We start from the raw sequence: 13106 nt of genomic DNA, 5'->3' as shown, positions 1-13106 counted from the left end.
TGTCAGGATGAAATCCAGATGTATAGACGTCTACATGTCTTTATTAGCAAACCCGTGAGGAACAGGCCATGTCGCAATACCGTACCTTTACCGCTAAGGACGCCGTGGAGTATGCCAGGCAGTTTGGCGGCCTTGATGACCCATCATCGCTGGTGGAGGCGCAGGAGGTAGGCGACGGCAACCTCAATCTGGTATTTAAAATTTTCGACGGCGCGGGCGTGAGCCGCATCATCGTTAAGCAGGCGCTGCCCTACGTGCGCTGCGTCGGGGAGTCCTGGCCGCTGACGCTGGACCGCGCCCGTCTTGAGGCGCAAACCCTGGTTGAGCACTACCAGCACAGCCCGCAGCACACCGTGAAAATCCACCACTTCGACCCGGAGCTGGCGGTGATGGTGATGGAAGATCTCTCCAGCCACCGCATCTGGCGCGGCGAGCTGATCAACAACATTTACTACCCGCAGGCGGCGCAGCAGCTGGGCGAATACCTCGCGCACGCGCTGTTCCACACCAGCGATTTCTACCTGCACCCGCACGAGAAAAAAGCGCAGGTGGCGAAATTCATCAACCCGGAGATGTGCGAGATCACCGAAGATCTGTTCTTCAACGATCCGTACCAGATCCACGAGCGCAACAGCTACCCGGCCGAGCTGGAAAATGACGTAGCGGCCCTGCGCGACGACGCTCAGCTTAAAATCGCCGTGGCCTCCCTCAAGCACCGCTTCTTCTCGCAGGCTGAAGCCCTGCTGCACGGCGATATTCACAGCGGGTCGATTTTTGTGGCCGACGGCAGCCTGAAGGCCATCGACGCTGAGTTCGGCTATTTCGGGCCGATTGGCTTTGACGTTGGCACCGCCATCGGCAACCTGCTGCTGAACTTCTGCGGCCTGCCGGGGCACCTCGGCATTCGCGATGCCGCCGCCGCGCGCGAGCAGCGCCTGACCGATATTCAGGAACTGTGGAACACCTTCGCGGAGCGCTTCCAGGCGCTGGCAAACGAGAAAGCCCGCGACGCCGCACTCAGCGCGCCGGGCTATGCCTCCGCGTTCCTGAAAAAGGTCTGGCATGACGCCATCGGGTTCTGCGGCACCGAGCTGATTCGCCGCAGCGTCGGGCTTTCCCACGTGGCGGATATCGACACCATCCAGGATGAAGCCATGCGCCACGAATGCCTGCGCCATGCAATATCCCTCGGTAAAGCGCTGATTGTCATTGCCGACCGCATCGACAGCGCGGAAGAGCTGGTGGCGCGAGTGCGGCAGTACAGCTGATTTTCTCCCTCTCCCTGTGGGAGAGGGCCGGGGTGAGGGCATCAAACCGCACTCACCCCAAATACTCAATCACCGACATCCCGCCGTTATAGTCCGTGCTGTAAATAATCCCCTGCGCATCCACAAACACGTCGCACGACTGGATCACCTGCGGGCGGTTGGGCCGCGTATCCATCATCCTCTCCGGCGCCGCGGGCACCAGCGCCCCCGTTTCTACCGGGCGATACGGATTGGAAATGTCGTACGCGCGCACGCCCGCGTTCTGGTACGTCGCGAAGATCAGCGTCGAGCTGACGAAGCTTCCCGGCCGGTTCTCGTGCAGGTTGTGCGGGCCGAAATGCGCCCCTTTCGCCACGTAGTCGGTTTCATCCGGCTGCGGGAAGGTGGCAATACTTACCGGGTTCGACGGCTCGCGGATATCAAACAGCCAGATCAGCTTTTCGCCGTCCTGCTGGTTATCCAGCACCGCCTCGTCCAGTACCACCAGCAGGTCGCGATCCGGCAGCGGCAGCGCGGTGTGCGTCCCACCACCAAACGGCGGGCTCCAGTTACGGTGGCTAATGAGCTTAGGCCGGGTGCGGTCCTTCACGTCCAGCAGCGTCAGGCCGCCGTCGCGCCAGCTGCCGTAGGCGGTATCCCCCGCGATAATCGCGTGGTGCAGCGCGTAGCGCTTCCCATCCGGCCAGTCCGGCTTCTCCCCTCCGGCCTGGTTCATCCCGGGCAGCCACCAGCGCCCCGCCACTTCAGGCTTACGCGGGTCCGCAAGATCGATGGTCAGGAAGATATAGTCGGTAAAGCCGTCGATCAGCGCTGAAACGTAGGCCCAGCGGCCGCCGACGTACCAGATGCGGTGAATGCCGATGCCGCTCAGCGACAGAAAACCGATTTCGCGCGGCCTGTCCGGCGTGGAGATATCAAAGACGCGAAGCCCGGCGCTCCAGCCTTTATCCTGCACGTCGCTGACGGTCTCCCCCACCTGGCGCGTGTAGTAGACCTTCTCATCGGCAAAACGCGCATCGGCAAACAGATCCCGGGCGTTGATCACCAGCAGCAGATCGTCGTGCGCCTGGAGGTGTACGTTCCAGGTACCCGGCGGCGCGGGCACGTAACCTGCGGCTTTTGGTTTTTTCGGATCGCGCACGTCGACAATGGAAAAGCCCTGCGACACCATATGACCGATATAGGCGAAACCACGGTGCACCATCAGCTGTACACCGTCCGGACGACCGCCCTGGTCGCTATGGCCAATCAGCCGCATATTGCGGCTGTATTCGGGAGGGGGTAATTGAGACACCTTATGCTCCTTACGCCCGGTGGCGCTGCGCTTACCGGGCCTACAGGTGCGAAATGTAGGCCGGGTAAGGCGCAGCCGCCACCCGGCTTGGTTTACTTGTTTTTAGCGGCAAGCGTCGCAAACCACGGCGCGATAAAATCTTCCGTCTGGCCCCAGCCCGGAATGATTTTCCCCAGAGACGCCACGTTCACCGCGCCCGGCTGGGCGGTCAGCAGCGCCTGCGGAATAGCCGCCGCCTTGAAATCGTAGGTGGCAGGCGTCGCTTCTCCGGCAATCTTATTGGCGATCAGGCGTACGTTGGTCGCGCCAATCAGCTTCGGATCTACCGCCACGCTCACCTTCCACGGGCTAGCCGGCTCGCGCATCAGCTGGAGATCCTGGTTGGAGATGTCGATGCTGTAGAGCTTGATCTCGGTGCGGCCGTTCTCTTTCAGCGCCTTATACGCGCCCTGACTGAAGGCATCCCATGTCCCCCAGATGGCGTCGATTTTACCTTTCGGGTATTTCGCGAGGATCGCCCCCACCTTGTTGGCGGTGTCGCCCTGCACGTCAGAGGAGACCGCGCCGATGGACTCCAGCTCTTTAATCTCCGGATACTGTTTTTGCAGTTCTTTGTAGGCCGCCTGACGGCGCTCCATCGGCGGGAAGCCCGCGACCCACAGCTTGACGATATTGGCCTTGCCGTTGAAATCTTTCGCCAGTTGACCAAAAGAGAGGTTGGTCAGGGAGGCATCGTCCTGCTGGGTAACGGTTACGCCCGGGATCTCGCCGTTCACGGCGGTATCAAATACCGCGACTTTGATCCCGGCATCCACCGCCTTCTTCACCAGCGCGGTGGAGTACGGATCGCGCCCCTGAGAGAGAATAATCCCGTCGTATTTCTGGCTGATGGCCTGGTTCACGAAATCCTGGAATCTGGCGTCGTCCCCGTTACTTAAAAACGTGCTGACCTTAAAGCCGAGCTTTTTCCCTTCCTGAATCGCCCCGGCAACAAACTGCGTGGTGTTGTCGTCCGAGCCCAGGTTGCGGATCACCGCAATGCGAATGGGTCCGTCATGGCTGGCAATGGCGGCCGGAACCGGCGCGGGCGTAGCCGCCAGGCCCGGCAGAGAAGTGAGTAACCCAAGAGCCACCAAAGAGAGCGCAATCTTTTTCATTTATTATCCCGTTGTGTTGTCAGCGTTTTTGTATGTAAGTAATCGCCAGTGCCATCGCGAGCACCAGCCCTTTTATAATGTCCATGGCGTAATACGGCACGGAGAGCATCACCAGCCCGTTCGACAGCACGCCGAGGATCACCGCCCCCACCAGCGTGCCCAGCGCGTTCGGCTTGCCGGACCCGGCCAGCGAGAACCCGATCCACGCCGCCGCCACCGCATCCATCAGGTAGCCGCCCCCCGCATTCACCTGCGATGAACCGATACGCGAAGCCAGCAAAATTCCGCCCAGTCCCGCCAGCAGCGAGGCGATCACGTAGGCCGCCACCTTGTAGCGCGTGGTGCGAATACCGGAGAGACGCGCGGCTTCCGGGTTGCCGCCAATGGCGTACATCCGGCGTCCGTGGGTGGTCAGCGACAGGCCAAGCTGCGCCAGAATCGTCACCACCAGCATGACGATCACAATGGTCGGCACCTGCCCCAGCAGGCTGAACGCCGCCGGAATGGTCCCTTCCGCCATGTCGCCGCTCGGCAGCACCATGTTCTCGGTAATCGACCCGCCGTAGCTGTAGGTCATCGCCACGCCCTGAATCACAAACAGGCTGGCAAGCGTTGCGAGCATGTCCGGAATGCGCAGAATGACGATCAGGAAGGCGTTAAACAGGCCGACCAGCGTGCAGAGCGCGAGGGTCAGCAGAATCGACTCGGTGGTGCCGAAGCCGTGCCAGACGAAGAGTGAAACCACCAGCGCGTTCGCCAGCGACGCGGTTGACCCCACCGACAGATCGAACCCGCCGACGGTCAGCGAAATCGAGACGCCGATGGCAATCACCGTTACGATGGCAATCGAGCGCAGAATGTTGATGATGTTGTTCGGATCGAGGAAGCTGTCCGACGCCAGGCCAAACACCGCCACCAGCGCGACGACGGTCAACAGCATGCCCCATTTATAAAGAAAATCGAATAGTTGCTGACGGCCAGATGCCGCCGCCGTCACTGACAGAGCCTTGCTCACGACGCCGTTCCTCCGGTTGAATAATAAAGTAGTGTCTCTTCCCGGGCCTCGGCTCCGGCGATTTCCGCCACGATGCGTCCGTCCCACAGCACGCAGATGCGGTCGCACAGCCCGACCAGCTCAGCGAACTCGCCCGAGGCGTAAATCACCCCTTTGCCCTCGCGCGCCAGGCCGTCGATCAGCTGAAACAGATCGGTTTTGGCCTTCACGTCCACGCCTTTGGTCGGCTCGTCGAATATCAGCACGCTGGCGTCATTGCGCAGCCATTTCCCGATGGCGACCTTCTGCTGGTTACCGCCGGAAAGCCGACGCAGCACCTGCCCCGGCCCGCGCGTGCGCACGCCGACGCGGGCAATCACCTCTTCTGCCCAGCGCCACGCCTGACGATGACCAAACAGGCTCCAGCGCGAGAAGCTGTTATCGGCGCACACGGCAAGGTTCATGCTCACCGGCTCGTCGATAAAAATGCCCTCTTTGCGCCGCTCCTCCGGCACCAGCGCCAGACCGCGCATTACCGAGTCTGCCGGATCGCGCGGTTTCCAGGCCTGATGGTTCAGCTCGCCGCGCGCGACGCGGCTTAAGCTGGCGCCAAACAGCGCCTTGCAGAGTTCCGTTTTCCCCGCCCCCGCCAGCCCGGCAATGCCGAGGATTTCACCTTTGCGCAGGTGCAGGGAGATATCTTTCAGCAGCGCATCGTCGTGCAGCCCTTCCACCCGCAGTAGCGTCTCCTCACCGTGCGGCGGGCGCGGGGGCGGATAGATATCGCTCAGCTCATGGCCGAGCATCTTCTCAACAATCGCTTCGCCGCTCAGATCCGCCATCGGGCCGGACTCAATCAGCCTGCCGTCGCGCAGCACCGTCAGGGTGTCGCAGATGGCCTTCAGCTCGTGAATGCGGTGAGAGATAAACACCACGCCGATACCCTGCTGTTGCAGACGTCTTACTACCGCAAACAGACGCTCACTCTCGTGCGCGTCCAGCGGCGCGGTGGGCTCATCAAGAATGAGAAAACGGCAGTGGTGCGAGAGCGCCCGCGCCAGCAAAATCTGCTGTTTTTCAGCCAGCGTGCAACTGTCGATGGAGCGGCGTACGTCGAGCGAAACATCCAGCTGCGCCAGCGCCTGCCGCGCCTGCTGACGAACCGCGCGCCAGCTGTAGCGGTGCCCCGGATAAGCCAGCTGGTCGAGCATGATGTTTTCGGCAATGCTTAACCCGGGGATGAGCGCCACATCCACCTCCTGCTGCACAAGGTGGATACCCAGCCGTTTGGCGTCCAGCGGCTCGCGGATACTTACCGGCTGGTTGTTAATGCAGATTTCGCCTTCATAACGATCGTGCGTCCCGCACAGCACCGCCATCAGCGTCGATTTCCCCGCGCCGTTGGCGCCGGTCAGCGCATGCACCGACCCGCCGTTCAGGGTGAAATCCACGCGCGACAGGGCCTGAAAGCCGGAAAAGGCCAGGCTGATACCGCGCATCTCTAGGCGACTGGAAACCATCCGCGTAAATCCTTCATTACTCTTCTGATTTAGCGAATTTTTCACAGCTCTTGTTGACTGACAACGACGGAAAAGGCATAAGTTAAAGCAAAATATTATTAGCCATCCGGATGTCCAGACATAACATCGGGTTAGCGCTTGCTAAAAAAGGACAACTTCATGAGCAACACCGATATCCGCGTCGTGCCCGGCCCGGCGAACTACTTCTCTCATCCGGGAAGCCTTGCCCACCTGGATGATTTCTTTACTCCGGAACAGCTTTCCCGCGCGGTGTGGATCTACGGCGAGCGGGCAATCGAGGGCGCACGCCCTTATCTGCCGCAGAGTTTTAACGCGACGGGGGCAAAACATCTGCTGTTTAAGGGCCATTGCAGCGAGAGTGACGTCACCCATCTGGTGAACGAGTCGGGTAGTGAAACCAGCGTGGTGATTGGCGTGGGCGGCGGTGCGGTAATGGATACCGTCAAGGCCGTGGCGCGTCGTCTGGGCGTGCCGTTCGTAGGCATTCCCACTATCGCCGCCACCTGCGCGGCGTGGACACCGCTCTCCGTCTGGTACAACGATGCCGGTCAGGCGCTACAGTTTGAGATTTTTGACGACGCCAACTTTCTGGTGCTGGTGGAGCCGCAGATCATCCTTAACGCCCCGGCGGAATACCTGCTGGCGGGCATCGGCGATACGCTGGCGAAGTGGTACGAAGCGGCGGTGCTCGCCCCTCAACCTGAGAGTCTGCCGCTGACCGTGCGTCTTGGCCTGAACGGTGCGCTGGCGATCCGCGACGTGCTGCTGGAACGCAGCGAAGAGGCGCTTGCGGATCAGCAGCGCGGCGAACAGACGCAGGCGTTCCGGGACGTGGTGGATGCGATTATTGCCGGAGGCGGAATGGTCGGCGGTCTGGGTGAGCGCTATACCCGCGTGGCGGCGGCGCACGCGGTGCACAACGGCTTAACCGTGCTGCCGCAGACGGAAAAATACCTGCACGGCACCAAGGTGGCCTACGGCATTCTGGTGCAGAGCGCCCTGCTCGGTCAGGACGACGTGCTGGCGCAGCTGGTGGCGGCGTACCAGCGCTTTAACCTGCCTACCACGCTTCGCGAGCTGGACGTCGATATTCACAACCGCGACGAGCTGGATAAGGTCATTGCCCACACCCTGCGCCCGGTGGAGTCGATTCACTATCTGCCGGTGACGTTAACGCCTGAGGTTCTGCGCGCCGCGTTTGAGAAGGTGGAATCCTTCAGCCGTTAATTGCGCCGACGGGCTATACCGAATGATGATTCTCTCCACTCTTGCAACGAGGTCATCATGCAGATCGATTTAACAGGAAAAAGGCGCGGGTTACCAGCGCCAGCCGTGGGCTGGGGCCGCGGGGCAAATTTCCGGCACCGGTCTGGATGTCGACGGCGGTCTGAACGCCTGATCGCATCTTTTTCTGCAAGCCTCTGTCGCCCGGCAGAGGCCTGTTCGAGCCGCCTCGACGATTCGCGTTTTGCCGCTTTCTCGCGGTTGTTCTCCGCTCTACAGTACCTCATTAGAAATTCGGAATTTATCTAATAGTCTTATTATTTCCTTATATTTTGCGTGGGCGTACAGTGGAGGTACGGATGAAGATTGTGTGGTCTAAAACAGCAGAGAAGCAGTTTTCTAAAATCGATCCTCGATATCAGAACCGCATTAAATTCAGGCTGGAGAAGATGGATGATAAAACATCACCTGTCGCGGATATCAAGAAATTATCTTCTCCCGAAAACCACTACAGGTTGCGATTAGGTGATTACAGGGTCATTTACACCTTCGGAGATCCGCCGGGTGATATCTGCTACGTAGTGGCAGTAAAACGCCGAACAACCACCACCTACCTTCATGAGGAGCATACGGAATATGACTATTCAGTTCATCAAGGATGAAGAAGGAAAAAAACAGTATGTTGTCATACCCTACGGTGAATATTTTCGCATGCGTTTAGCCATGCTTGAGTACGATGACGATGATGAAAACGACTGGGAAGACATCCCTTACGAATCAGACATCTACGATAACGTGGGTTTACCGGGTGAAGTGTGCGACATCATGCATAACGAGAACGTCAGCCTACAGGCCGCCTGGCGCATTTTACGCGGTATGTCCCAGCAGGAGGTGGCGGAGAAGCTCGGCATCAGCCAGTCCGCCGTGTCACAGCTTGAAGCGCTGGACTCCCGACCGCAAAAGCGCACCCGCGAAAAGCTGGCGGTAATTTACGGCTGTAAACAGGAGCAGATCAGTCTCTATTTACCAAAAGAGGGTTAACAGCACTTCGCCCCGCCCTTGCCACCGTAGCGGGCGTCCTGGCGGTCGCGGAAAAATTCTTCGTAGGTCATGGGCGTCTGGTCCGGGTGGTTGACGCGCATATGCTCGACGTAGTTGTCGTAATCCGGCACGCCAATCATCATTTTAGCGGCCTGGCCCAGGTATTTACCTGCTTTGGAAAGCGTGTCGAACATAGTCAGTTTCTCGTTTGTTTTCCCCTCACCCTGACCCTCTCCCCAAAGGGGAGAGGGAACTTTAACACCCTCTCCCCTTTGGGGAGAGGGCTGGGGTGAGGGGGTTTGGTAATGTTAATGCGCCCCTTTCGCCTGGGTGACAATCTCGTCCAGGTTCTCAGGCATTGGCTCATACGGCGTCTCTTTCGCCGTCGGTTTGTCGACTTTCAACGCCGCCAGCGCGGTTTTCAGAGAATACAACGCCAGCACCACAACCACCACCATAAAGAAGATGGTCAGCCCGGCGTCCAGACGGTTGTTAAACACCAGCTGCGACAGTTGAGATTCGGTGTACTGTGCCGGGATCTTACCGCTGTCGATCATCGCCTGGAACTTGTTGGCGATCGCCAGGAAGCCCACCTTATTGTCCGGGCTGAAGGCTTTCTGCCAGCCCGCGGTCAGGGTACAGATCAGCAGCCACGCCGTTGGCACCAGCGCCACCCATGCGTAACGCTGGCGCTTCATCTTGAACAGAACTACCGCGCAGAGCATCAGGGCCATGCCTGCCAGCATCTGGTTGGCGATACCGAACAGCGGCCACAGGGTGTTAATCCCGCCCAGCGGGTCGACCACGCCCTGATGCAGGAAGTAGCCCCACGCCAGCACGCACAGCGCCGTCGCCAGCAGGTTAGCCGGGAGTGAATCGGTACGCTTCAGGTTCGGGGAGATCACCCCCAGCAGATCCTGCAACATAAAGCGCGCCGCACGCGTACCGGCATCCACCGCCGTCAGAATAAACAGCGCCTCGAACAGAATGGCGAAGTGATACCAGAACGAGACATCCATCAGCCCGCCCAGCGCGCCGTGAAGGATGTAGGCCATGCCCACCGCCAGCGTTGGTGCCCCGCCTGCGCGGGAGATAATTGACTGCTCACCGACCTCATTAGCGATATGCGTCAACGTTTCAGGGGTAATCGCAAAGCCCCAGCCGCTGACCACCTGCGCGGCAGAGGCAACCACGTCAACGGTGCCGGCCGGTGCCAGTACCGCCATTGGGCTGTTCATCGCAAAGTAAACGCCCGGGTCAATAATACAGGCCGAAACCAGCGCCATAATCGCCACGAAGGATTCCATCAGCATGCCGCCGTAGCCAATCAGGCAGGCCTGATTTTCATTCGCCAGCATCTTCGGCGTGGTCCCGGAGGCAATCAGCGCGTGGAAGCCCGACACCGCGCCGCAGGCGATGGTGATAAACAGGAACGGGAACAGGTTGCCGGTCCAGACCGGGCCGGTGCCGTCAATAAATTTGGTCAGCGCAGGCATGGTCAGGGTCGGGCGCATAATCAGAATGCCGATCGCCAGCCCGACGATGGTGCCGATTTTCAGGAAGGTGGAGAGGTAGTCACGCGGGGCCAGCAGCAGCCACACCGGCAGCACCGCCGCCACAAAGCCATAGCCCACCAGCATCCAGGTCAGCTGCACGCCGGTGAAGTCGAAGAACGGCGCCCAGGTCGGGCTTTCCGCTACCCAGCCGCCGGAGATAATGGCAAACACCAGGAACACCAGGCCAATAACTGAAACTTCACCAATGCGCCCCGGACGCAGATAGCGGATATAGATCCCCATAAACAGCGCCAGCGGAATGGTGAAGGCGACGGTATAGGTTCCCCACGGGCTGTGGGTCAAGGCTTTCACAACGATCATCGCCAGCACCGCGAGGATGATCACCATGATCATAAAGGTCGCCACCAGCGCAATCACCCCGGCGGTTGCGCCCATCTCCTCTTTCACAAGCTCACCCAGCGAACGACCGTCGCGGCGGGTGGAGACGAACAGCACCATGAAGTCCTGCACCGCGCCCGCCAGCACCACCCCCGCGAGGATCCAGATCATCCCTGGCAGGTAGCCCATCTGCGCGGCCAGTACCGGCCCCACCAGCGGGCCTGCCCCGGCAATCGCCGCGAAATGGTGACCGAACAGCACTTTTTTATCGGTCGGCACGTAGTCCAGACCGTCGTTATGACGCACGGCCGGCGTCATGCGCGTGCCGTCTACGCCCAGTACCGTCTTAGCGATATAGCGGCCATAAAAACGGTATGCGATCAGATAAATGCAGACGGAGGCGACGACGATCCACAGCGCGTTGATCTGCTCCCCCCGGTTGAGGGCGATATAGCCCAGGGCAAAGGCTCCCACCACGGAGAGCACCGCCCACGTAAGGTATTTCCCTGAGTTGTTCATAGTTGTTGTCCGTTGTTGTGAAACAGTGAGATGTTACATTTTGTTTCTAGAACAACGGATAAAATTTAACAACTTTGAAACGCAATAATGCGTGGTCAAACCAGAGATTTACACCACAGTGTTAAGCCGATCACTTTCAGCTGAATGACTTACCCCAACACCATCGTACTCAACCGACAGGTACAGCACCGCCGCCCCTGCTCGTCGAACACCACGATCTCCCAGCTCTGGCTGGAACGGCCCAGATGCAGCGGCTGACACACGCCGCGTACCTTACCGTGAGAGACCGCGCGGTGGTGCGTGGCATTCAGTTCCGTGCCCACCACGTTCTGCCCGTCACGGGTCATCAGAAAACCGGCCATTGAGCCCAGCGTTTCCGCCAGCGCCGCCGAGGCGCCACCGTGCAGCAGGCCAAACGGCTGGTGGGTGCGGGCATCCACCGGCATCTCTGCTTCCAGCGTATCGTCCCCGAGGCGGGTATAGACGATGCCAAGGTGCCCCACCATCGTATTCAGGCTGGTGGCGTTCAGCTCCTCGAGCGTTAAATGACGTTTCCAGATCATTACGCCCCCAGCGTGGAGCCGCCGTCCACCACGATATCCTGCAAGGTGATATGGCTGGCGGCATCGGATGCCAGGAACAGCACGGTCGCAGCAATCTCCTGTGGACGGGCAATTTTACCGAGCGGAATGCCGAGCTTGAACTGCTCGCCAAAGCCGCGAATGCGCCGCTGTTCCGCATCATCGCTGGTCCACAGGGTGCGCTGCATGTCGGTATCCGTTGAACCCGGCGACACCAGGTTACAGCGTACGCCGCTGCCCGCCAGTTCCAGCCCGACGGTCAGCGCCAGGCTTTTCAGCGCCGCTTTCGACGCGCCGTAGGCGCTCATGCCGATGCGCGGCGTGTGCGCCGCGTCAGAGGCCACCGTCACAATCGCCCCCCCCTGCTGATGACGGAACTGGCCCATCGTCTGCTGGAACAGGTTGAACGCGCCGCCGACGTTGACCGCAAAGGTCTGCTGCCAGTCCTCCTGCGAGAGCTGATCCGTCACGCCCATACGTAGAATGCCCGCCGCGTTAACCAGCACATCGAGCCGCTCAAGGCTGCTGAGCAAACGCCCGCAGACGTCACTCGCCTGCGCCGCATCCGCCACGTCCAGCGTTTCGGTGGCAAACGGATATTCGCCGTGAGGGAAAGCCAGATCGAACCCGGTCACCTGCGCCCCGGCCTCCACAAATGCCAGCGCGGTCGCATAACCAATGCCCTTGCCCGCGCCCGTCACCCAGACCGTTTTACCGGTGAAATCAAAAGCCATCACTTCACCTCGCGGGAGAGCAGCGCCCACCAGGCATCGAGGGTCGGATTTTTTGCCAGCATCACGAAATCAATGTCGGCGTGCACTTTGCGCCAGCGGGCGGCCAGCGCCATCATCCTCACTGAATCCAGACCGTAGTCGATCAGGTTTTCGTCATCCATTGGCTCGTCGGACTCGTCCAGCAGCGGCAGGATCAGCTCACGCAGCGCGGCTTTCGTTGTCGGAACGGACGGCAGCAGTTCGTCGGTCATCACCACGCGGCCCGAACGTCCTGCCACATATTTCAGCGACATCAGGTGCTCGTCGCGGGTGAAATCCGCCAGCGCGTCGGCGATAAAGAACGGTTTGATGTCGCGCATAAAGGCGTCGGTGGCGGTGGTCATGCAGCCGATGTGGGCGTACACGCCGGTGATCAAAAGCTGGTTGCGCCCGGTCTCTTTAAGCATCTGCTCCAGCGGCGAGCGGTGAAACGCGCTGTAGCGCCACTTCACCAGCACGGTGTCCGCTTCGTCCGGGGTCAGCTCAGCGACGATGCGCTGCTGCTCCGGCGAGCGAGTCAGGCCCGGCCCCCACATATCGTTCAGCAGGGCGCGGTCTTCATCGCTCTGATCTTTCGGCTGCGCGGTGTAGTACACCGGAATATTGTGCTCTTTGCAGTATGCGCGCAGTTTAGCGATGTTCGCCACTACCTGCTGCATCATGTCGCTATTTTCGCCCCAAAAGTTCAGGAAGTACTCCTGCATATCGTGGATCAGCAGCGCGGCGCGCTCCGGTTCAAACGCCCAGTTCACTTTACTGGTCGGCAGTTCGGCGGCGGTTGGCAGCGCGTATGCGGTTAATTTTGGAATGGCCATTCTC

13 protein-coding genes are annotated in these 13106 nt (G+C 60.0%); 4 read left to right on the top strand and 9 right to left on the bottom strand.

The genetic code is table 11. From position 1 onward, the window contains the following. The first annotated feature begins 68 nt into the window (after window positions 1-68). Complete coding sequence (gene mtnK / locus IM290_RS12875; protein WP_193041736.1) at window positions 69-1268, top strand: S-methyl-5-thioribose kinase; 1200 nt, start codon at window positions 69-71, stop codon at window positions 1266-1268. 52 nt (window positions 1269-1320) lie between these two features. Here the strand turns inward: mtnK and IM290_RS12870 are convergent, their stop codons facing one another. The 4 genes from IM290_RS12870 to IM290_RS12855 all read right to left on the bottom strand — a co-directional run bounded on the left by IM290_RS12870 (window position 1321) and on the right by IM290_RS12855 (window position 6233). Continuing rightward, on the bottom strand, window positions 1321-2562 hold the full coding sequence (locus tag IM290_RS12870; protein ID WP_193041737.1) for an LVIVD repeat-containing protein: 1242 nt from the start codon (window positions 2560-2562) through the stop codon (window positions 1321-1323). Window positions 2563-2654: 92 nt separating this feature from the next. Continuing rightward, entirely contained in the window at window positions 2655-3719 is a 1065-nt protein-coding gene (locus tag IM290_RS12865; RefSeq protein WP_193041738.1) for a sugar ABC transporter substrate-binding protein, read from the bottom strand. A gap of 19 nt (window positions 3720-3738) precedes the next feature. Continuing rightward, the gene (locus IM290_RS12860; RefSeq protein ID WP_193041739.1) at window positions 3739-4734 is read right to left on the bottom strand and encodes an ABC transporter permease; all 996 of its coding nucleotides are present in this window, start codon (window positions 4732-4734) and stop codon (window positions 3739-3741) included. After that, window positions 4731-6233, bottom strand: coding sequence for a sugar ABC transporter ATP-binding protein (locus IM290_RS12855; RefSeq protein ID WP_193041740.1), 1503 nt, complete (start codon window positions 6231-6233; stop codon window positions 4731-4733). Before IM290_RS12855 ends, IM290_RS12860 begins: the two co-directional genes overlap by 4 nt. A gap of 159 nt (window positions 6234-6392) precedes the next feature. Here IM290_RS12855 and IM290_RS12850 point away from each other — a divergent pair, with 159 nt between their 5' ends. The 3 genes from IM290_RS12850 (at window position 6393) to IM290_RS12840 (ending at window position 8519) form a co-directional block, all read left to right on the top strand. After that, entirely contained in the window at window positions 6393-7481 is a 1089-nt protein-coding gene (locus IM290_RS12850) for an oxidoreductase (RefSeq protein ID WP_032652934.1), read from the top strand. A 356-nt stretch (window positions 7482-7837) separates the two neighbouring features. Further along, the gene (locus IM290_RS12845) at window positions 7838-8140 is read left to right on the top strand and encodes a type II toxin-antitoxin system RelE/ParE family toxin (RefSeq protein WP_022647393.1); all 303 of its coding nucleotides are present in this window, start codon (window positions 7838-7840) and stop codon (window positions 8138-8140) included. Further along, entirely contained in the window at window positions 8115-8519 is a 405-nt protein-coding gene (locus IM290_RS12840) for a helix-turn-helix transcriptional regulator (protein WP_193041741.1), read from the top strand. The genes IM290_RS12845 and IM290_RS12840 overlap by 26 nt, the downstream gene beginning before the upstream one ends. On the opposite strand, the gene IM290_RS12835 is transcribed toward IM290_RS12840, so the two are convergent. The 5 genes from IM290_RS12835 to IM290_RS12815 all read right to left on the bottom strand — a co-directional run bounded on the left by IM290_RS12835 (window position 8516) and on the right by IM290_RS12815 (window position 13102). Beyond that, window positions 8516-8713 carry a YbdD/YjiX family protein gene (locus IM290_RS12835; protein WP_006809671.1) on the bottom strand — a complete coding sequence of 66 codons (198 nt, stop codon included), beginning with the start codon at window positions 8711-8713 and terminating at the stop codon, window positions 8516-8518. The genes IM290_RS12840 and IM290_RS12835 overlap by 4 nt on opposite strands. Before the next feature lie 114 nt (window positions 8714-8827). After that, window positions 8828-10933, bottom strand: a complete 2106-nt coding sequence (gene cstA / locus IM290_RS12830) for a pyruvate/proton symporter CstA (protein ID WP_015571172.1) — start codon at window positions 10931-10933, stop codon at window positions 8828-8830. Window positions 10934-11082: 149 nt separating this feature from the next. Then, window positions 11083-11496: a proofreading thioesterase EntH gene (entH, locus tag IM290_RS12825; protein WP_015571173.1), complete on the bottom strand. Its 414-nt coding sequence runs from the start codon at window positions 11494-11496 to the stop codon at window positions 11083-11085. Continuing rightward, window positions 11496-12248 carry a 2,3-dihydro-2,3-dihydroxybenzoate dehydrogenase EntA gene (gene entA / locus IM290_RS12820; RefSeq protein ID WP_193041742.1) on the bottom strand — a complete coding sequence of 251 codons (753 nt, stop codon included), beginning with the start codon at window positions 12246-12248 and terminating at the stop codon, window positions 11496-11498. The genes entH and entA overlap by 1 nt, the downstream gene beginning before the upstream one ends. Further along, window positions 12248-13102 (bottom strand): isochorismatase, encoded by an 855-nt coding sequence (locus tag IM290_RS12815; protein ID WP_193041743.1) that lies wholly within the window; start codon window positions 13100-13102, stop codon window positions 12248-12250. The genes entA and IM290_RS12815 overlap by 1 nt, the downstream gene beginning before the upstream one ends. Window positions 13103-13106 lie beyond the last annotated feature (4 nt).

Source organism: Enterobacter cloacae complex sp. S1, assembly GCF_014930525.1.
Taxonomy (GTDB): domain Bacteria; phylum Pseudomonadota; class Gammaproteobacteria; order Enterobacterales; family Enterobacteriaceae; genus Enterobacter; species Enterobacter hormaechei_C.
This window is presented reverse-complemented; position numbering and strand designations above follow the sequence as displayed.